14 protein-coding genes are annotated in these 20,570 nt (G+C 66.2%); 7 read left to right on the top strand and 7 right to left on the bottom strand.

Annotated features, from left to right (window positions below; all coding sequences use genetic code 11):
* The first annotated feature begins 14 nt into the window (after window positions 1–14).
* Window positions 15–650 (top strand): GntR family transcriptional regulator, encoded by a 636-nt coding sequence (locus ACEOAB_RS11400; RefSeq protein WP_007828153.1) that lies wholly within the window; start codon window positions 15–17, stop codon window positions 648–650.
* Between the two features lie 103 nt (window positions 651–753).
* On the opposite strand, the gene ACEOAB_RS11395 is transcribed toward ACEOAB_RS11400, so the two are convergent.
* The 6 genes from ACEOAB_RS11395 to panD all read right to left on the bottom strand — a co-directional run bounded on the left by ACEOAB_RS11395 (window position 754) and on the right by panD (window position 13,288).
* Entirely contained in the window at window positions 754–1,539 is a 786-nt protein-coding gene (locus ACEOAB_RS11395; protein WP_413748496.1) for an IclR family transcriptional regulator, read from the bottom strand.
* Window positions 1,540–1,700: 161 nt separating this feature from the next.
* Window positions 1,701–2,690 (bottom strand): tRNA dihydrouridine(20/20a) synthase DusA, encoded by a 990-nt coding sequence (gene dusA / locus ACEOAB_RS11390; protein ID WP_413748497.1) that lies wholly within the window; start codon window positions 2,688–2,690, stop codon window positions 1,701–1,703.
* 129 nt (window positions 2,691–2,819) lie between these two features.
* On the bottom strand, window positions 2,820–4,157 hold the full coding sequence (locus tag ACEOAB_RS11385) for an HlyD family type I secretion periplasmic adaptor subunit (RefSeq protein ID WP_413748498.1): 1,338 nt from the start codon (window positions 4,155–4,157) through the stop codon (window positions 2,820–2,822).
* A gap of 124 nt (window positions 4,158–4,281) precedes the next feature.
* Window positions 4,282–5,982, bottom strand: coding sequence for a type I secretion system permease/ATPase (locus ACEOAB_RS11380; protein WP_495653737.1), 1,701 nt, complete (start codon window positions 5,980–5,982; stop codon window positions 4,282–4,284).
* A gap of 52 nt (window positions 5,983–6,034) precedes the next feature.
* Window positions 6,035–12,442: a VCBS domain-containing protein gene (locus ACEOAB_RS11375; RefSeq protein WP_495653736.1), complete on the bottom strand. Its 6,408-nt coding sequence runs from the start codon at window positions 12,440–12,442 to the stop codon at window positions 6,035–6,037.
* A 444-nt stretch (window positions 12,443–12,886) separates the two neighbouring features.
* Entirely contained in the window at window positions 12,887–13,288 is a 402-nt protein-coding gene (gene panD, locus ACEOAB_RS11370) for an aspartate 1-decarboxylase (RefSeq protein ID WP_413749199.1), read from the bottom strand.
* A 180-nt stretch (window positions 13,289–13,468) separates the two neighbouring features.
* Between panD and ACEOAB_RS11365 the strand changes: the two genes are divergently transcribed.
* From ACEOAB_RS11365 to ACEOAB_RS11345, 5 genes are all read left to right on the top strand, one after another.
* Window positions 13,469–13,852: a response regulator gene (locus ACEOAB_RS11365; RefSeq protein WP_413749200.1), complete on the top strand. Its 384-nt coding sequence runs from the start codon at window positions 13,469–13,471 to the stop codon at window positions 13,850–13,852.
* Between the two features lie 261 nt (window positions 13,853–14,113).
* On the top strand, window positions 14,114–14,911 hold the full coding sequence (locus ACEOAB_RS11360) for an SDR family NAD(P)-dependent oxidoreductase (RefSeq protein WP_413749201.1): 798 nt from the start codon (window positions 14,114–14,116) through the stop codon (window positions 14,909–14,911).
* A 41-nt stretch (window positions 14,912–14,952) separates the two neighbouring features.
* Window positions 14,953–15,975 (top strand): TRAP transporter substrate-binding protein, encoded by a 1,023-nt coding sequence (locus ACEOAB_RS11355; RefSeq protein WP_413749202.1) that lies wholly within the window; start codon window positions 14,953–14,955, stop codon window positions 15,973–15,975.
* Window positions 15,976–15,980: 5 nt separating this feature from the next.
* Window positions 15,981–17,894, top strand: a complete 1,914-nt coding sequence (locus ACEOAB_RS11350) for a TRAP transporter large permease (RefSeq protein WP_413749213.1) — start codon at window positions 15,981–15,983, stop codon at window positions 17,892–17,894.
* A 19-nt stretch (window positions 17,895–17,913) separates the two neighbouring features.
* Window positions 17,914–18,438 carry a gamma carbonic anhydrase family protein gene (locus tag ACEOAB_RS11345; RefSeq protein WP_413749203.1) on the top strand — a complete coding sequence of 175 codons (525 nt, stop codon included), beginning with the start codon at window positions 17,914–17,916 and terminating at the stop codon, window positions 18,436–18,438.
* A 9-nt stretch (window positions 18,439–18,447) separates the two neighbouring features.
* Here ACEOAB_RS11345 and ACEOAB_RS11340 read toward each other — a convergent pair whose 3' ends face one another.
* Window positions 18,448–19,362: a LysR family transcriptional regulator gene (locus tag ACEOAB_RS11340; protein ID WP_413749204.1), complete on the bottom strand. Its 915-nt coding sequence runs from the start codon at window positions 19,360–19,362 to the stop codon at window positions 18,448–18,450.
* 151 nt (window positions 19,363–19,513) lie between these two features.
* Between ACEOAB_RS11340 and ACEOAB_RS11335 the strand changes: the two genes are divergently transcribed.
* Window positions 19,514–20,569 (top strand): sigma-54 interaction domain-containing protein, encoded by a 1,056-nt coding sequence (locus ACEOAB_RS11335; RefSeq protein WP_495653735.1) that lies wholly within the window; start codon window positions 19,514–19,516, stop codon window positions 20,567–20,569.
* Window position 20,570 lies beyond the last annotated feature (1 nt).

Raw genomic sequence — 20,570 nt, 5'->3', positions numbered from 1 at the left:
GTACAGTCCGGCCCATGTCCGCCGTTACCCTCACCCCCCGCGCCCTCTACGAAGAGGTGGCCGAGCTGCTGCGCCAGCGGATCTTTCGCCGCGAGTTGGAGCCCGGCAGCTGGATCGACGAACTCAAGCTGGCCGAGGAATACGGCATCAGCCGCACCCCGCTGCGCGAAGCGCTGAAGGTGCTGGCGGCCGAGGGCCTGGTCACGATGAAGGTGCGGCGCGGCGCGTACGTGACCGAGGTGTCGGAGCAGGACCTGGCCGACGTCTACCACCTGCTCTCGCTGCTGGAAAGCGATGCCGCCGGCGTGGTGGCCGAGCGCGCCACCGACGCGCAGCGAGCGGAGCTGAAGGCGCTGCATGCCGAGCTCGAAGCCGCGGTTGGAAACCGCGAACATTTCTTCGCGATCAACGAGCGCTTTCACATGCAGCTGCTGGCCATCGCCAACAACAAGTGGCGCGACCAGATGGTGGCCGACCTGCGCAAGGTGATGAAGCTCAACCGGCACAACTCGCTGTTGAAGGCGGGGCGCATTGCGGAGTCGCTGGCGGAGCACCGCTCGGTGATGGCCGCCATCGAGGCGCGCGACGCGGAAGCCGCCATGGCCCGCATGCGCGAGCACTTCCAGAACGGCCTCGAAGCCGCGAACTGAAACCTGTCAGCGCGGCGCCGCGCCGGCGAGGAACACCTCCATGGCGCGTTGGAACGCGGCCGGAGCTACGTGCTGAACCTGAGCAACCAGAGCCGGGCGCCCTTCATTCCTGGCTCGAGGTTCCCGCTTCCCCGGCGAGACGCTGCGCCGTCTCCAGCAGCAGCGGCGCGATGCGCGCCACCATCGTGTCCTTGGGCAGCAGGTAGGCAGGGCCGCCGCAGCTCACGGAATAGCGTTCGCCGCGCGGGCTCTGCAGTGCGAAGGCAATGGCGTGGATGTGCGGATTCCATTCGCCGAAAGAGCCGCAGTAGCCCAGCCGGGCGTACTCGTCGAGGCCGGCCATCAGGCTGGGCTCGACGGCGCTCCAGCTCTCCCCGCTCTCGGCCCGGATCTGCGCCAGCAGTTCGGCCTGGTCCTGCGCCGGCAACGCCGCCAGGTAGGCGCGCCCGGCGGCCGAGGTGGCGATGGTCATGCGCGTGCCCACCTCGATGCGCGAACTGATGACCACGGAACGCGGCCGCACCGAATCGATGATGAGCATGTCAAGTTTGTCGCGCACGCCCATGTGCACGCTCGCGCCGGCCGCTTCCGACAGCGCCGCCAGGTGAGGCCGCGCCACCGTGCGCAGGTCGAATTGGCGCAGGTAGCGGCTGCTCATGTCGAGCAGCGCCGGACCGAGGCTGAAGCGCTCGCTGTCCTGCGACTGTCGCAAATATCCCGCACTCACCAGCGTGGCGGTGAGCCGCGACACCGTGGCCTTGGGGATGCCCGTGGTGTCAGCCAGTTCGCGATTGCCTATGGGTGCCGATGCCATGCCGATGACCCTGAGGAGAGCCAGGCCCCTGGCGAGCGCACTTACTTCTTCTTTGCCGCCAACCGCGTCATTCATTTATCCAAACCTTTTTATGTCCCTGATGCTCCTCATTTTTCAGCAAAAAACGGTTGACGCGCCACTTATCGTGAAGTAGCGATTTCGGAACACTGTTTCAAAAAAGGCCGCAAGCCGCGGCGGGCCTGCTTTTGGGGAAAGCCTGCGATGCGCGCGGGGCTTCAGGCAGCTTGTGCGACAGGCTCGCGCGCCATCGCCATCACCTCGTGCGCAGGCAGCGTCTTGAGCCGGTGATCGCTCCAGACCTGGCGCCATCGGCGCGCGCCCGGCAAGCCGTTGCGCAGGCCCAGCATGTGCCGCGCGATCGACCACCACTGCGTGCCATGCTCGGCCGCCTCGCGCGCCATGTAGTCGCACATCAGCGACTCGACCTCTTCGCGCGTCAGCGATTGCGCTTCGGCGCCGAAGAACTCCGCGTCCCACTCGGCCAGCCACCAGGGGTTGTGATACGCCTCGCGCCCGACCATCACGCCGTCGAGCAGGCGCAGGTGCTCGTGCACCTGTGCGCTGACCGAAATACCGCCGTTGATGGAAAACCGCAGCGACGGAAACTCGTGCTTCAGCCGGTGCACCAGCTCGTAGCGCAGCGGCGGAATCTCGCGGTTCTGCTTCGGGCTCAGTCCCTTCAGCCACGCATTGCGCGCGTGCGCGATGAAGGTCTGGCAACCAGCCTCGCTCACCTGGCCCACGAAGTCGCGCACGAACTCGTAGCTCTCGATCTTGTCGATGCCGATGCGGTGCTTGACCGTGACAGGCACGCTCACCACATCGACCATCGCCTTCACGCAGTCGGCCACCAGTTGCGGCTCGTTCATCAGGCAGGCACCGAAAGCGCCGCGCTGCACGCGCTCGCTCGGGCAGCCGCAGTTCAGGTTGATCTCGTCGTAGCCCCACTCTTCGCCGAGCTTCGCGCAGTGCGCCAGGTCCGCCGGCTCGCTGCCGCCGAGCTGCAGTGCGACCGGATGCTCTTCGGCGTGGAAGCGCAGGTGCCGGGGCACATCGCCATGCACCAGCGCGCCAGTCGTCACCATCTCGGTGTAGAGCAATGCGTGGCGCGACAGCAGACGATGGAAGTACCGGCAATGGCGGTCCGTCCAATCCATCATCGGCGCAACCGACAAGCGGCCGGCCCAGGTGTGTTCAGTGTCCATAGATAACGATGACTTGCCGCTTCAGGCCCCGCCGAAGCAGCGGAACATTTTTCAAGCGCAAGGCGCGCACGGCGAATGCCCGCATTTTGCCCCCTGCGCCAGCGCCGCCCCACACGGGGCCGCTGCGCATCAACGCTCGCGCGCGGCGCGGCGCAGCACCTGGGTGATCGGCTCCACCATGTACTGGAGCGCGGTGTGCTCCTCTCCCTGCAGGTAGATTTCGGCAGGCATGCCGGCGAGCAGCTTCAGGTCTCCCGCCGTGGCGAGCGAAGCCGGGTCGGCCTCGACCAGCACCGAGTAATAGGGAGCGCCGGTCGCATGGTCGATCAGGCGGTCGCCCGACACGTAGACCACCTTGCCGTGCACCAGCTGCGTGGTGCGGTACTTGAATGCCGTGAACCGGATGTCGGCCGGCTGCCCTCGCTGAATCCGCCCGATGTCCTCGGGGCGGACGCGCGCATCGGTCACCAGGCGGGTGTCGTCCGGCACCACGTCGGCGATGGTCTCGCGAGGCGGAATCACCGCGCCTGGCGTCGAATACTTCAGATCGATGATCTCGCCGCTGGCCGGCGCCGTGATCACCTGGCGCGCCGAGGCGTCGGCCGACTTGCGCCGCTCCTGCTCGATCTCGGCCAGCCGGGCCGCCGTGACCTTGAGCTGGTCGCTCGCCTGCTGACGGTAGTCGCTCTCGAGCGAGCGGATGCGCAGATCGGCATCGACCGTACGCTGCTCGGCGCGCGCCAGCTCCGCGCGCCGCTCCTCGATCTTCACGCCGTAGTCGGCCACGGTGCCTTCGAGCTGCGCGATGCGCGTGGCCGAGATGAAGCCGTCCTTGAGCAGCTTGCGGTTGGTCTCGAGATCGTTCTTCTGGAACTTCATCGACTCGCTCGCCTGCATGATCTGGGCGCGCAGCGCGCCGATCTCCTCGGCCACCTTCTCGCGCTGCGAACGCAGCAGGCGCACCTGCCCCACCAGCGCATCGCGCCGCGCCTCGAACAACGCGCGCTCCTTGTCCAGCTGCGCTGCCAGGCGCGGGTCGGTCGCCGCTGTCTCGATTACGTCGGGAGCGAAGGTGATCGCGCGCGCCATGGTCTGCTCCGCGTCGAGCCGCGCGAGGCTGGCGCGCTCGGTCTTGACGCGGTGGTCCAGCCGGTTCCTGTCGGCATCGACCGAGACGTCGCCCAGCACCAGCAGGGGCTCGCCCAGCCGCACATGCTGGCCGTCGCGCACCAGGACCTCGCGCACGATGCCGCCTTCGGCATGCTGCACCGGGCGCCGGTTCAGGTCCACCTTCACATGGGCCTGCGCCACCACGGCGGACGACAGCGGTGCGAAGCCCAGCCACGCGGCGGCCGGCAGGAATCCAAAGACCAGCACGGCCAGGCCCCAGTGCATCAGGCGGCGCGCTTCGCGCGTATGCAGCGCCAGAGGGTCATTGGCCGCGATGGCATGCGCCGTGTGATTCATCGGACAACCTCCGTGCTGCGCACTGCGGTGCGAGCTTGCTTGGGGCGGCCCGGCGCGGCAAATCGGAGTACCTCCGTGCTTCGCACTGCGGTGCGAGCTTGCTTGGGGCGGCCCGGCGCGGCGCTCATGACACCTTCTCCGCAGGGCGCGACGGCATCATCACCACCTGGGCGCTGCCCGTGTTCTGGCCCGCACGCCTGATCGTCTGCATCACCTCCGCCGCCGGTCCGTACTGCTTGACGCGGCCGGCCTCCAGCACCAGCAGCTTGTCCATGTGCTGCACCAGCGCGCTGCGGTGCGTGACGACGACCACCGTGACCTGCCCGCGCAGTGCCTTCAAGGCCTCGCCCAGCGCCAGTTCGCCCGCCCCGTCCAGGTTGGAGTTGGGCTCGTCCAGCACCAGCAGCTTCGGGTTGCCATAGAGCGCATCGCGCTGGCGCTGGCCCGGCGACAGCATCACGCCCATGTTGTCGACGACGGTGTCGTAGCCCTCGGGCAGTGCCAGGATCAACGCATGCACGCCGGCACGCTTTGCCGCTTGCACGACCTTGTCCGCATCGACCTCGCCCAACCGCGCGATGTTGTCGGCAACGGTGCCGGCGAACAGCTCGACATCCTGCGGCACATAGCCGAGCCAGGGGCCGAGTTCTTCGCGCGGCCATTGCGCGAGGTCGACCTCGTCCAGCCGTACGACACCTGCATGGGGCCGCCACAGGCCGGTCAACAGGCGCACCAGGGTCGACTTGCCGGCGCCGCTGGGGCCGGTGATGGCCAGCGACTCGCCGGGCTCCAGGCTCAGCGACACGCCGGCGAGAATCATCCGCTCGCCCTGCGGAGGCCGGAACACGAGGCCCTCCGCGTACAGGCGGCCACTCGGCGCCGGCAGCGCCATGCGTTGCGGCTGCCGCTCGGCGGCGCCCAGCACCTCGGACAGGCGCGCGAAGGCCAGGCGCCCCTCGGCCAGCACGCGCCAACTCCCCACCACCTGTTCGACCGGTGCCAGCGCCCGGCCGAGCAGGATGGTGCAGGCCACCAGGATGCCCGGCGTGCCTTCGCCCGTGATGACGAGGTAGGCACCCAGTGCCTGCAACAGGACCTGCACCGCCTGGCGCGTGGTGCGCGTGAGCGCAGCCATCGCCACCGACTTGCGCGCGGTCGGCCCCTGCCGCGCGGCGACGCCGGCGTTGAGATCCCGCCAGCGCCCGATCACTGCCTCCCCCATTCCGAGCGATTGCGCCAGCTCTGCGTTCTGCATCGAGGATTCGAGGTAGCGCGTGGCCCTTGCGGCGTCCTTCTGCAGGGCTTCAATGTCGCGGCGTGTGATGCGGTCGTTCACCACGGCAAGGATGAGCATCAGCACCGACGCGGCTGCGGCGGCTATACCCAGCATCGGATGCGCCATCCAGATGACCGCGACATAGACGAATGTCCATGGCACATCGAACAGGGCCAGCAGGCCCTGGGCGGAAAACAGGCTGCGCAGCGCCGCGACGTCGCGCAAGCCTTCGGAAGGCACGCGCTCGGCGCGCCGCGCCGTGCGGGCCAGCATGACCTTGGCCACCACTGGAGACAGCTGATCGGAGATCAGATTGCCCGCGACGCCCTGCAGCCGGCTGCGCAGGTAGTCCAGCATCAGCATCAGGCCGAGCGCCACGGCGACGCCGATCAACAGCACCAGCAGCGTCTCCCGGCTCTGGCTCGTCAGCACGCGGTCGAAAACCTGCAGCATGAAAAGCGCGGGGGCGAGCAGCAGCAGGTTCACGAAGAACGAGAAGCCCGCAACGAAAAGAAGCGGCCGCTCGAGAAGCTGGAGAAGAGGCTTCATGTCGATTTCTCTCCTGTGCTTCCACCCGCACCTGCGGGCGGCGGGCGGTTTCTCACAGGCCGACCTTGATGTCGTTGCTGTCGAAGGTGTCGGCCGGATTGCTCAGCGTCAACGTTGCCACCAGCGTGCGGTTGGCGGCGCCCAGGCCGTCGGCGTCGTAATACAGGTTGCCCGTCGCGCTGTCGTAGATCACGTGCACTCCCGCCCCCACCACATCTCCCGCGCCACCGCCGTTCAAGGACGCGAACTCGGCCGCCGACAACGTGCTGCCGCTCGCAGTCGTGAGGGCCGTGAACGTGCCGCGCGACAGCTCGATCAGGTCGCCGCTCGCCGCCGATCCCGACGCATCGAAGTCGGTGACCGAATCCACAGCGTTGGGTGCCGAGTCGAAGACGAAGGTGTCGTTGTCCGCGCCGCCGGTGAGTATGTCGGCGCCGGCCCCACCGACGATGCGGTCGTCCCCCGCAAGGCCGTTGATCACGTCGTTGCCGCCGCCGCCGCGCAATTGGTCATTCGACGCCGAACCGGTGATCGTGTCGGCGAAGGCCGTGCCGATGACGCCCTCGAAGTTCCTGTAGCTGTCGGTGCCGAGCCCGGCGGCGCTGGCATTGAAGATCGTCGTGCTGCTGCTTTGCGTCAGCGTGAACGTGAGCCCGGCCGTGCCGTCCGAGAAGTCGAGCAGGTCACCGGTGCCCCCTGCCCCATCGAGCGTGTCGTTGCCGGCGCCACCGCGGATGATGTCGTTCGAGGCACTGCCGGTGAGGGTGTCGGCCAGGCCCGTTCCGATCACGCCTTCGATGTTCTGGTAGGTGTCGTTGTTGCCGAGCCCGCCGGTTCCGTTGACGATGGTGGTCGATGAGGCACTCTGGACCAGCGTGAAATTGACCGCCACGGTCCCATCCGAGAAGTCGAGCAGGTCCTCGCTGCCGGCGCCGCCATCCATCGAGTCGTTGCTGCCCAGGCCGCCTCGCAGCACATCGTTGCCAGCGCCGCCCGACAGGGTGTCGTTGCCGTCGCCGCCGATCAGGAGGTCGTTGCCGGAAGAGCCGAGCAGCGTGTCGGCCCCGTTGCCAGTTCCTCCGATGAAGACGTCGCCGCCCACACCGCCGGTCAGGTTGTCGGCGCCGCCGCGGCCATCGATGAAGGAGGCCTGGTAGGTGCCGGCCGCGCTGAGATCGATCGTGTCGGCGGCGTTGCCGGTGGACACGGCCATGACGTCGATCGTCGTCGTTGCCGTGGCGGTGCCACCGGCCCCGTCCGACACGGTGTACTGGAAGCTGCCGGCTGCGGCGCCCGCCGTGCTGCCGCTGGTGAAGCTGATCGTGCCGTTGGTGGCGTCCAGGGTCAGGCCCGAAATCCCGACCGCGCCGCTGACGCTTGTGATCGTCAAGGCAAGACCGTCGATGTCGGTGTCGTTGCCGAGCAGCGAACTCGTCGACAGCGTGACCAGCGTGCTGCTGGACACGATGACCCTGTCGGTCGCGGCGACCGGGTCGTCGTTCACCGCGTTGACGGTGATGCTCGCCGTGTCGGTGGCGCTCGAGAACGCGGAGCTGCCTCCATTCGTCACGGTGCTGGCCGTGGTGCCCGCCGTGCCGCTCGTCTGGTCCCAGGCGTGGAAGGTGATGCCATTGCCGACTGTTCCATTGAAGTTCGAATTCGCCTGGAAGTAGACACGCGTGTTCGCGTCCGCGGCCAACAGCAGCGCGGACGCGTCCGACACCGCACCCACCGCTGCCCAGCTGGCGCCGCCATTGGTGGAATACCACCAGCTTCCGTTAGAGGCATTCACCCCCGACAACGCGATGCCGGTGATGGCGCCGTTGTCCGCATCGGTCACGTTGTCGAGGCCGCCGGCCGGCGGATTCAGATTCACCAGGCTCGATACGAGCGTCCCGACGGCCCCGACCGGTGCGCCGGCATCCTCGTTGACCGACGCCAGGGCGGGTGTCGCGGCAGCATTCAGTACGGGGGCATCGTTGGTGCCGGCGATGGTCACGGTCACAACCCGGCTGGCGGTCCCGTCGGACGAGACTGCAGTGAAGCTGTCGCTGATCGATTGACCTGCAGCCAGCTGCTGGATCGCCGTCTGGCCGTTGTTGGCCGTGTAGGTCCAGTTGCCGTCGGCTGCCAATGCAAAGCTGCCGTAACCGTTGCTGCCGGTAGTGCTCGCTTGAGGCGCGAAGTTCGACTGGCCCTGGTCGACATCAGCAATCGTCAGCGCGCCGCTGGCCGCGAGGCTGCCACCGGACACCGCAACGTCCTCTTGCACCGTAGCGCTAGCCACACCACCGATCGTCGGTACATCATTGGTCCCGGTGATCGTCACCGTCACCACCTGGCTGGCGGTCCCGTCGGACGAGACTGCAGTGAAGCTGTCGCTGATCGTTTGACCCGCGGCCAGTTGTTGGATCGCCGTCTGGCCGTTGTTGGCCGCGTAGGTCCAGTTGCCATTGGCCGCGAGCGTGAAGCTGCCGTAGCCGTTGCTGCCGGCGGTGTCCGACTGGGCTGTAAAGTTGGATTGGCCCTGGTCGACATCGGCAATCGTCAGCGCGCCGCTGGTGCTCAGGTTCGGCGTCGAGGCATCCTCGGTCACCGCCCCGCTAGCGACGCCACCGATCACCGGCACATCGTTGGTCCCGGTGATCGTCACCGTCACCACCTGGCTGGCGGTGCCGTCGGACGAGACTGCAGTAAAGCTCTCGCTGATTGATTGACCAGCGCCAAGCTGTTGGATTGCCGCTTGGCCATTGTTGGCCGCGTAGGTCCAACTGCCATTCGCCGCCAGCGTGAAACTGCCGTAGCCATGGCTGCCGGCCGTGCCCGCTTGAGGTGCGAAGTTCGACTGGCCCTGGTCGGCATCGGCGATCGTCAGCGCGCCGCTGGTGCTCAGGTTCGGCGTCGAGACATCCTCGGTCACCCCCCCGCTAGCGACGCCACCGATCACCGGCACGTCGTTGGTGCCGGTGATCGTTACCGTCACCACTTGACTGGCCGTTCCGTCGGACGAGACTGCAGTAAAGCTGTCGCTGATCGTTTGACCTGCGGCCAGTTGTTGGATTGCCGCTTGGCCATTGTTGGCCGCGTAGGTCCAGCTGCCATTCGCCGCCAGCGTGAAACTGCCGTAGCCGTTGCTGCCGGTAGTGCTCGCTTGAGGCGCGAAGTTCGACTGGCCTGCATCCACGTCGGCAATCGTCAGCGCGCCGCTGGCCGCGAGACTGCCACCGGACACCGCAACGTCTTCTTGCACCGTAGCGCTGGCCACACCACCAATCACCGGCACGTCATTGGTCCCGGTGATTGTCACCGTCACCACCTGGCTGGCGGTGCCGTCGGACGAGACTGCAGTAAAGCTCTCGCTGATCGACTGACCTGCGCCAAGCTGTTGGATCGCCGCCTGGCTGTTGTCGGCCGCGTAGGTCCAGCTGCCACCGGCCGCCAGCGTGAAGTTGCCATAGCCATGGCTGCCGGCAATGCTCGCTTGGGGCGCGAAGTTCGATTGGCCCTGGTCGACATCGGCAATCGTCAGCGCACCGCTGGCCGTGAGACTGCCACCGGACACCGCAACGTCTTCTTGCACCGCAGCACTGACCACACCACCAATCGTCGGTACGTCATTGGTGCCAGTGATCGTCACCGTCACCACCTGGCTGGCCGTCCCATCGAACGAAACTGCAGTGAAGCTGTCGATGATCGATTGACCCGCACCCAACTGCTGGATCGCGCCTTGGTTGTTGTCGGCCGTGTAGGTCCAGCTGCCGTCGGCCGCGAGCGTGAAGCTACCGTAGCCGTTGCTGCCGCCGATGCCGGCCTGGGGCGCGAAGTTCGACTGGCCCGCATCCACATCGGCGATTGTCAGCGCGCCGCTGGTGCTCAGGTTCGGCGTCGAGGCATCCTCGGTCACCGCGCCGCTGGCCACGCCGCCGATCACCGGCACGTCATTGGTCCCGGTGATCGTCACCGTCACCACCTGGCTGGCCGTTCCGTCGGACGACACTGCCGTGAAGCTGTCACTGATCGTTTGACCTGTGGCCAGTTGTTGGATCGCCGCCTGGCTGTTGTCGGCCGTGTAGCTCCAGCTGCCGTCGGCCGCCAGCGTGAAGCTGCCATAGCCGTTGCTGCCGCCGGTGCTAGCCTGGGCTGCGAAGCTGGACTGGCCCGCATCCACATCGGCAATCGTCAGCGCACCGCCGGTGCTCAGGTTCGGCGCCGAAGCGTCCTCGGTCACCGCGCCGCTGGCGACGCCGCCGATCACCGGCACGTCATTGGTCCCGGTGATCGTCACCGTCACCACCTGGCTGGCCGTTCCGTCGGACGACACTGCCGTGAAGCTGTCACTGATCGTTTGACCTGTGGCCAGTTGTTGGATCGCCGCCTGGCTGTTGTCGGCTGTGTAGCTCCAGCTGCCATCGGCCGCCAGCGTGAAACTGCCGTAGCCGTTGCTGCCGGCGGTGCCTGGCTGAGCTGTAAAGTTGGACTGTCCTGCATCGACATCGGCAATCGTCAGCGCACCACCGGTGCTCAGGTTCGGAGCCGAGCCATCCTCGCTCACCGCGCCGCTGGCGATGCCACCGATCACCGGCACGTCGTTGGTCCCGGTGATGGTCACCGTCACCACCTGGCTGGCCGTCCCATCGGACGACACTGCCGTGAAACTGTCACTGATCGACTGGCCCGCACCGAGCTGCTGGATCGCGCTTTGGTTGTTGTCGGCCGCATAGGTCCAAGTGCCGTCGGCCGCCAGCGAGAAGCTGCCATAGCCGTTGCTTCCGGCGGTGCCAGCCTGGGCTGCGAAGCTGGACTGCCCCTGGTCGACATCGGCAATCGTCAGCGCACCACCGGTGCTCAGGTTCGGCATCGAAGCATCCTCGGCCACCGCCCCGCTGGCCACACCACCAATCACCGGCACGTCGTTGGTCCCGGTCACCGTCACAGTGATCTGCTGATTGACCGTGCCGCCGTGGCCATCGTTGATGGTGACGGTGAAGGTTTCCGTCACCGTCTGACCCTGGGCCAGATACTGCGTGGCCGCGTTGGCGACGCTGTAGTTCCAGCTCACCGTGCCGTCACCCGCGCCCGTGGCCGCATCGCTGACGCCGGCCGTCAACACCCCGCCCAGCGTGTTGCCTGAACCGGCCGCCACGCTGACGCTGTGCGCATCGCTCAGGTCCACGTCGTCGAAGGTGATCGTGCCGCTGTCGCTCAGGGTCGGCGTCGCCGCATCCTCGGTCACCGCCGCAGCGGCATCGGCCGTGCCGATCGTCGGGGTGTCGTTGGTGCCGGTGATGGTCACGTCGATCTGACGGGTGACGATGCCGCCGTGCTGGTCGTTCACCGTGATGGTGAAGCTCTCGACCCGGGTCTGGCCCGCGGCCAGGTACTCGACGGCCGTGGCGTCCACGGTGTAGGTCCAGGTGAGCTGGCCGCCCGTGCCGGTCCCCGTGGTGTCGACGTTCTTGACCGCTGTCAGGCTCCCCAGCACGCTGCCGACCGGCGTGCCGGTCGCGCTCACGAGGTGCACGTCGCTCAGGTCCAGGTCGCTGAAGCCGATGACACCGCTGTCGTGCAGTGCGCCCGCCGGCGCGATCTGCTCGCTCACCGCACCCACCAGGTCCTGGGCTGTGATCACCGGGCCATCGTTGGTGCCGGTGATGGTGATGGTTGCCGTGGCCAATCCCGTCCCACCATCGGCGTCCGTCACCTGGTAGCTGAAGGTGTCGGTTGCGGTCTCGCCCGCTGCCAGGTACTGGAAATAAGCCGCATGGGGCTGGTACTGGAAATACCAGGTCGACGGATCGCCCATCGACGGCTGAACGAGCGTCGCCGTTCCGTGAGCCGGAGCCGAGGCCAGCGTCAAACTCCTGACCAGGTCAGGGACCAGATCGTTCTGCAGCACATGGATCTGCACGCCCGGGCCGTCTTCGGTCGTCACGGCCGCATCGCCCAGCGCCGTCACCGCCTGGTTGGCCGGATTCAACTCGACCCCATCCACAAGGACTCTCAATACTTCGGTCATCTGGACGGTCAGCGTGGACGATCCGAAGCTGAAAACGAAATCGCTGGCCGAACCATTGGAAACCTCGCCGGTCCTGGCATTGGTCACTGCCGCAAGATGGGCCAGATAGGCGGCGATCTGCGTCTGGGTGGCAGAGTCCAGCCACTGCGCCCGCGTGAACTGGAGCAGGAGCGTGTCGACGCCAGCTCCGCCCGTGTACACGTCCTTGGTGCCGGCCGCGGTGTTTTCGCTGACGTTGTAGATCAGGGTGTCGTTCCCCGATCCTCCATTGAGATCGTCGCTGCCGCTGCCACCGTCGAGCGTGTCGTCTCCCGCGCCACCATTCAACGAATCGCTCCCGGCTCCGCCGTTGACCGTGTCGTCCCCGTTGCCGCTGTTGATGGTGTCGTTGCCGGCCGTGCCGATGATAAGGTCGTTGCCGTTGGAGCCGGTGATCGCGGTCATGTGCTTCCTTTGTGAGCGCCGAAAGGCCGGCGCGTACCTGTCTCGACGCTGCGTTTGCTTGTTTGCAAATTAGATGGCGCCAGCGGCGCGAGCACATGGAAGGAATGTCCTTTCCCTCATGAGCGATAAGTACCGGGACGACCTTGAAAAGCCTGGTACTTTTGTCCTGCCGAGCATCCGCAGGCGCGGGCGTGTGGTCGTGTTGACGGCGGGCGGGCAACCGCCCTGGCTTCTCACCCGGTCTTTTTCACGCGCCGCCGCACGGCCATGTAGTTGCCGGGCGTGACGCCGAAGCAGCGGCGGAACCACCGAGAGAAATGGGCCTGGCAGCTCGTGGCCGTCTTGACGAGCCAGCCGGCATAGGGTCAGGGCGGCGCCTGCACGAGCGCGCTGCGGCAGGAGGATGTGAAAGGAGGCGTTAAAGACTGCGGCAGCCTCCGGCGCTCAGGCCGGCACGGGCTCGCCGGAGGCGGCCTGCACCGGAATGTGCACGCGCTCTTCCTTGATGCGGTTGGCGCCGTCCACGAACACCAGCTTCGGCAGGTACCCGGCCACGCGCTCTTCGGGCACAAGGCCGAAGGCCGCAATGATGAGCAGGTCGCCGACGGCGGCCCGGCGCGCGGCCGAGCCGTTGACCGAGATGATGCCGCTGCCGCGCTCGCCGCGAATGGCATAGGTCACAAAGCGTTCGCCGTTGTTGATGTTCCAGATGTGCACCTGCTCGTTCTCGGCCAGGTTGGCTGCGTCGAGCAGGTCCTGGTCGATGGCGCAGGAGCCTTCGTAGTGCAGTTCGCAATCGGTGACGGTGGCGCGGTGGATCTTGGACTTGAGCAATGTTCTGAACATGGTCGAGGAAAGTTTCCGTGCAAGGGATTTCGGGCCGGCGCAGTCTAAGCGCAAACCTGCCGCGGTCTACGACAGGTGGCGGCGTTGTCCGACTCGCCCCCTGGCTTCAGTCTGGACAATGACCAGCCTCGGCCCGAGACAAGCCGAGCGTTACGTTACAAGAAGCTCCGGCCCCGCACGATGACCCGCATCTACCTGATAGAAGACAACCCCCTGATCGCCGCCACACTGGCCGACGGACTGCAGGAATTTTCCGAATGCAACGTGATCGGGACCGCCGCCACTTCGCGCGGCGCCATCGACTGGCTTCAGGACAACCCCGAAGGCTGGGACGCGGCCGTCATCGACATCTTCCTGGCCGAGGGCAATGGCCTCGCCGTGGCTCAGTACCTGCAGGCGCACAAGTCGCCGGCGCAGCGCACGGTGGTCCTCATGAACTACGCAACCTCCGAGGTGCGCGAAGGCGCGCTGTCCGCGGGTGTCGATGCGGTGTTCGACAAATCGCACGAACTCGAAGCTTTCTACGAGTTCTGCAAGACGCTGAACATCTCGCCGCGCCGTTGAGGCGTTCCAGATGTCTTCGTACGGACGCCTCTTGAATGCGTCCCGGCCGACCGAACGGTGCGTTGCAAGTGCAGCGCATGGCTCGCAACAGATGTAGCGCCGGGAAGGCAATTGTTGCGCCGGGGCTGACTCCAGGATGTTCCGAGTCACATGGCCTTTCCCTCTGCAGACGGGCCCGCGACCGCTTTGACTGGCAGCTTCAACGACATGGCACGTGGATTGCGATGAAGGAGTAACGACCAACTCTTTTCATCTCACCACATGTCTCAACATTCCTCACGCGTTGCACTGATCACTGGAGGCGCCAGCGGCATCGGCCGACGCATCGCCGAGAAACTTGCTCTCGAAGAAAAGGCCACTGTTTGCATCCTCGATCGCGATGGCACCGCCGCTGGCGATGTCGCGGCAGGCATCCGCCGCGCTGGGGGACGAGCGGAATCTTTCGTTGTCGACCTCTCGGACACGGAGGGCCTGGAGCAGACGCTGCAGGAGCTCACCGACCGCTGCGGCGGCCCCGACATCGTCATCAACAGCGCCGCGCTCGCGGCAACCGTGCCCGCGCTCGACTACCCGCTGCCCCAGTGGCAACTGACGATGGCGATCAATGTCACGGCACCGATGCTGATCATCCAGCACGCGCTGCGTCATATGCGGGTGAAGCGGTGGGGGCGCGTGATCAACATCGCGTCGATCAGCGGAGTGCGTGCCGGCACGGGACGCTTGGGATACGGTTCGTCGAAGGCCGCGTTGATCGCGATGACGCGACAGTTCGCGATCGAGTCGGCCGAATGGGGCGTCACGGTGAATGCGGTCGCGCCCGGCCCCGTCGACACGCCGATGGTCCGCAGCATGCACGGTGGCGGCACGGCGGATACCTACGGCGCCATGATCCCGATGGCCCGTTATGGCTCGACCGATGAGATCGCGCACGCGGCATTGTTTCTGGCCTCTGAAGGGGCGAGCTACATCTCCGGCCACACGCTCGCAGTCGACGGCGGCTTTCTTGCCAGCGGCCTGCTCGTGCGTGACCTCTTCAGCACAGCCAGCCCCGCGCACTAGCGCCTAGCACCGCACCAATTCCAAAACCACAGGAGACAACCATGACCATCACCCGCCGCAATCTCTTGACCTACGGCGCCGCCAGCGCCGTCGCCCTTCCTGCCCTGGCAATGTCGGGACGCGCCCATGCCCAGAAAGCCCAGTACACGCTCAAGTACGCAAACAACCTTCCGCTGTCGCACCCGATGAACATCCGGGCGAAGGAAATGGCCGTGGCCATTGCCGCGGAGACGAACGGACGCGTCGACCTGCAGATCTTTCCCAGTGGACAGCTCGGCTCCGACACCGACACCCTTGCCCAGGTCCGTTCGGGCGGCGTCGAGTTCTTCACGCTGTCGGGCTTGATCCTGGCGACGCTGGTTCCCGCCGCGTCGATCACCGGCATCGGCTTTGCGTTCGACGACTACGACGCCGTGTGGAAGGCCCTCGACGGCGAACTGGGCGCGCATGTCCGCAAGGAAATCGAGAAGGCAAACCTGGTCGTCATGGAAAAGATCTGGGACAACGGGTTCCGCCAAATCACGTCCTCGAGCAAGCCGATCGTCAATGCCGATGACCTGAAGGCCTTCAAGATCCGCGTGCCGGTCTCCCCGCTATGGACTTCGATGTTCAAGGCGCTTGGCGCCGCGCCGACCTCGATCAACTTCGGCGAGGTCTATACCGCGTTGCAGACCAAGGTGGTGGACGGCCAGGAAAACCCGATGGCGATCGTCTCCACCGCGAAGTTCAACGAAGTCCAGAAATTCTGTTCGCTGACCAACCACATGTGGGACGGTTTCTGGTTCCTGGCCAACAAGAAAGCCTGGGAAAAGCTGCCACCTGATGTACGCGCCATTGTCGCCAAGCACATCAATGCCGCCGGCATGAAGCAGCGCGCGGACGTCGCCGAATTGAACGCGACGCTGCAGAAGGAACTGGCATCAAAGGGGATGGTTTTCAACGAAGCCAAGCCGGACTCCTTCCGCGCGCGGTTGCGGGAGGCCGGCTTCTACAGCGAGTGGAAGGCGAAGTTCGGCGAGGAGGCGTGGGCGATCCTCGAGCGCAGTACCAAGAAGATGGCGTAAGCGTCATGGCAAACCATGTCATCAACGACTCCGGCGGCCAGCCGACCCGCACGGTGGACTTGCACCTGCACTCCACGCTGACGGCCCCCCAGGAGCGCCCGTGGGTCACTAAGTTGGACAATGCGCTTGGCGTCCTCGTCGAAGTACCGGTCGCATTGCTGGTCCTGGCCGAGATCGTCATCCTGTTCGCGGGCGTCTTTGCGCGCTTCATTCTGCATACGCCTCTGATCTGGTCCGACGAACTGTCGTCGATCCTGTTTCTGTGGCTCGCGATGCTGGGCGCCGTCGTGGCGCTGCGCAAAGGCGAACACATGCGCATGACGGCCATCGTGAGCAGCGTCGGTCCGCAAAAGGCGGCGCTGCTGGAGGCGATCGCCACCTGTGCCTGCTTGGCTTTCCTGGCCATGGTCTTGCATCCGGCGTGGGAGTTCGCCACCGACGAAGCGGCGATCACGACGCCGGCACTGAGCATCTCCAATGCGTGGCGCGCAGCGGCATTGCCGATCGGCATCGCATTGATGGCGCTCTTCGCCGTCCTCAGGCTTCTGAAGTACGCGACGCCCATGCAGGGCGTGCAGGCCCTGGCGGTCGTGGGCATGATTGCGGGCGCGTTCTGGCTCGCGCAGCCGGTTTTCGAGGATCTCGGCCGCATCAACCTGCTGATCTTCTTCGTCGGTGTGGCGGCAGGGTGCGTGTTCGCAGGCATCCCCATTGCGTTCGCCTTCGGCCTCGGCACCTTCGGCTACCTGGCGCTCGCCACGGGCACGCCGCTGCCGGTCATGGTGGGGCGGATGGACGAGGGCATGTCCCACCTGATCCTGCTGGCGGTGCCGCTCTTCGTGTTCCTCGGCCTGCTGATCGAGATGACCGGCATGGCGCGCGCCATGGTGGCCTTTCTTGCCGGATTGCTCGGACATGCGAAGGGTGGGCTGTCCTATGTGCTGGTGGGTGCGATGTACCTGGTTTCCGGCATCTCGGGTTCCAAGGCGGCGGACATGGCCGCCATCGCGCCGGCACTCTTCCCGGAAATGAAGAAGCGCGGCGCGGACGAAGGCGAACTGGTGGCATTGCTGTCCGCAACGGGCGCGCAGACCGAAACCGTGCCGCCGAGCCTGGTGCTGATCACGATCGGGTCGGTCACCGGCGTGTCGATTGCCGCGCTCTTTACCGGCGGGCTGCTGCCGGCCTTGGTGCTGGGGCTGTTTCTCTGCGTGGTGGTCTGGTTCCGCTATCGCCACGAGGACCTGAGCCATGTCCGGCGCATGGGTTGGGGCCAGGTCACCAAGTTGTTCGCGATCGCATTTCCTGCGCTGGCACTGCCCTTCGTGATCCGTGCCGCCGTCGTCGAGGGCGTGGCGACCGCCACCGAGGTCTCGACACTGGGCATTGCCTACTCCGTTGTCGCGGGTCTGCTCATCTATCGGCAGTTCGACTGGAAGCGGCTTGGGCCGATGCTGGTGGCCACCGCCTCGCTCTCCGGAGCCATCCTCTTCATCATCGGCACGGCGACCGCCATGGCCTGGGGCCTGACGCAATCCGGGTTCTCGCGCTCGCTGGCCGAGATGATGGGCACGCTGCCCGGCGGCGTGCCGATGTTCCTGGCAGTCACCATCGTCACCTTCATACTGCTCGGGTCCGTGCTCGAAGGCATTCCCGCGATTGTCCTGCTGGGACCGCTGGTGTTTCCCATCGCGCAGCAACTGGGGGTGCATGAGGTGCACTACGCGATGGTCGTGGTGCTCTCTATGGGGCTGGGGTTGTTCGCGCCGCCACTGGGCGTCGGGTACTACGCGGCGTGCGCCATCGGCCGCGTCAACCCGGACAAGGGCATTCGCCCGATCGTCGGCTACATGATCGCGCTCGCCATCGGGGTGGTGGTGGTCGCCGCCATTCCGTGGATCTCGATCGGCTTGCTGTGAACAAATTCAAGAGGGGTCCATGGCCATTTATTCGTTAGACGGACATGCGCCCGTGGTGGATCAATCCGCCTACGTCGCCGAAACCGCGACCGTCATCGGCCGCGTCACGCTGGGGCGTGACACCAGCGTGTGGCCGCAAGCGGTGCTGCGCGCGGACAACGAGCCCATCGAGATCGGCGATGGCAGCAACGTGCAGGAAGGCGCCGTGCTGCACAACGACAAGGGATTTCCCTTGCGCGTCGGAAGCGGCGTCACCATCGGTCACCAGGCCATGCTGCACGGCTGCACCGTGGGCGAAGGCTCCCTGATCGGCATCCAGGCCGTGGTGCTCAACGGCGCGGTGATCGGCCGCCACTGCCTGGTCGCGGCCGGTGCGGTGGTGACCGAAGGCAAGGTCTTCCCGGATCACTCGCTCATCGTGGGTGCCCCAGCCAAGGTCTTGCGCCAACTTGACCCCGACCATGTGCATGCCCTGGCGGAAGGGGCGCGCGACTACGTGCAGCGGTCAGCGCTGTATCGCACGGCACTGCAACGCGTTGCCTGAACTGCGGCCTCACCCCTTCGGCGCTGTCCCCACCTTCGCGACCGTGGTGCGGATCCTCGGCAGGTGGGACAGGAAAGCCCGCAGCACCGGGGAGTCATCGTCGGTCCTCCAGCACACCCCGGTCTCGATCCGCGTACGCTCGCCGCTCAGCGGGCGGTAGACCACGCCCTCCCGCCGCATGACCTGCACACAGTCGGGGACGAGCGCGACACCGATGCCGCCGGACACGAGGCTGATGATGGTGTGCATCTGTCGCGCCGGAAAGATGCGCGGGCTGAATCCATGCTGGCGGCATGCCGAGACCACTGTGTCGAACATGATCGGCCCATGGTGCCGCTCGAACACCAGGAATTGCTCGTCGGCGAGCTTCGCAAGCGACACTCGCTTTTGCCCGGCCATCGGGTGCTGCTCAGGCAGCGCCACCACCAGTGCGTCGTTGTCCGTGGCGCGATAGGACAGGCTGGCCGGAAGCGACGGCGATACGAAATGGCAGCCCACGTCCAGCGATCCGTTCTCGACATCGGACGGAATGCGGTCCGTGGTGGATTCGTGCAGCGCGATCTTGACCCCAGGGTATTCGGCTGCGAAGCGTCGCAGCACCGCAGGCAAGAACGAATAGGCCGCCAGGCTGATGAATCCGATCGACAGCGAACCGCTGCCGCCCCGCGAAGCGTTGCGCGCGTGCTCGCGCAGCGATTCCGTGCGCCCCAGCACGGCGCGTGCATCGCGCAATGCTTCCTCGCCGGCAGGCGTGATCTCGATGTGCCGGGAAGTGCGCTCAAACAGACGCACCCCCAGCTCGTCTTCGAGCTCCCTGATTGCCAGGCTGACCGGTGGCTGGGACAGGTTGAGGCGCTTGGCGGCTCGCCCGAAATGCAGTTCCTCGGCCACAGCAATCAACACACGAAGATGTCTTAGTTCCATCTGAATTTCAGATCAATCAATACAAATTTAAGACTTATCCAAATGTACGTCATTTCCTAGAATTCACTCCAAGAGCGAATCCTGCACCGGCCTACCGGCCATCCCGTGCAGGCGAAAAAAATGCCAAAAGCATGATCAAGGAGACAACACGATGCTCAGTGCCACGACATCCAGCAGGCCGACGGCCGGGGTTCATGACGCTCCGCCGTCAGGCGGGAGACCGGAGGATGAGGCGGGTCCGTTCGCAGCGCTCGACCTGGGCGACCCGGCCATCGCGGCTTCGGTGCACCGCCTGGCGCGGGCATCGCGCTCGACGGTCCCCATCCTGTTGCACGGGGAGACCGGCACCGGCAAGGAGTTGTTCGCGCGTGCCGTTCACCAGGCGAGCGCTCGCGCCGGCGGACCGTTCATCGGCATCAACTGCGCGTCGATCCCGGAGGGGCTGATCGAGAGCGAGTTGTTCGGCTACCGCGCCGGCGCTTTTACGGGAGCCAGCGCAAGAGGCGCGCGCGGCCTGCTTCAGCAGGCCGATGGCGGCACGCTTTTCCTCGACGAGATCGGCGACATGCCGCTCGCCCTGCAGGCCCGCCTGTTGCGCGTGCTGGCCGAGCAGGAGGTGCGCCCCGTCGGTGCGGAGGTTGCGGTGAAGACCGATTTCCGTGTGGTCAGCGCCACGCACCGGAACCTGGTCGAGCAGGTGCGCCATGGCGCATTCCGCGAGGACCTGATGTTCCGGCTGCAGGGGCTGACCGTCACGCTCCCAGCGCTGCGGCAGCGCCGCGACATCGGGGCGCTCGCCGCACGCCTTGCGACGGCAATCGACACCGGAACGCATGGCCGCGTGAACCTCACGCCTTGCGCCTGCCGCCTGCTCGAAGGCCTGCCATGGCCCGGCAATGTGCGCCAGCTCAAGCAGGTGCTGACAACGGCGGCCTGGCTGGCCGACGCTCCCGTGGTCCGCAGCGACGACATCCTGGCGGCGCTGGAGAACTGCAGCACCGAAGCCCAAGCCGCGGACCAGGCACCTCGCCACGAGGCGACCGCGGAAGCACCGCCGCACGACGAGCGGACCGCGCTTCTCGCAAGCCTGCGCCGCAATCGATGGAACGTCTCGCGCACCGCCGAGGAGTTCAATGCCGCGCGCACCACCATCTACCGCCGAATGATCAAGCTCGGCATCGTGCAGCCGCACTTGCTCGACGCCTGAG

Source organism: Variovorax sp. Varisp53 (assembly GCF_059491555.1).
This window is presented reverse-complemented; position numbering and strand designations above follow the sequence as displayed.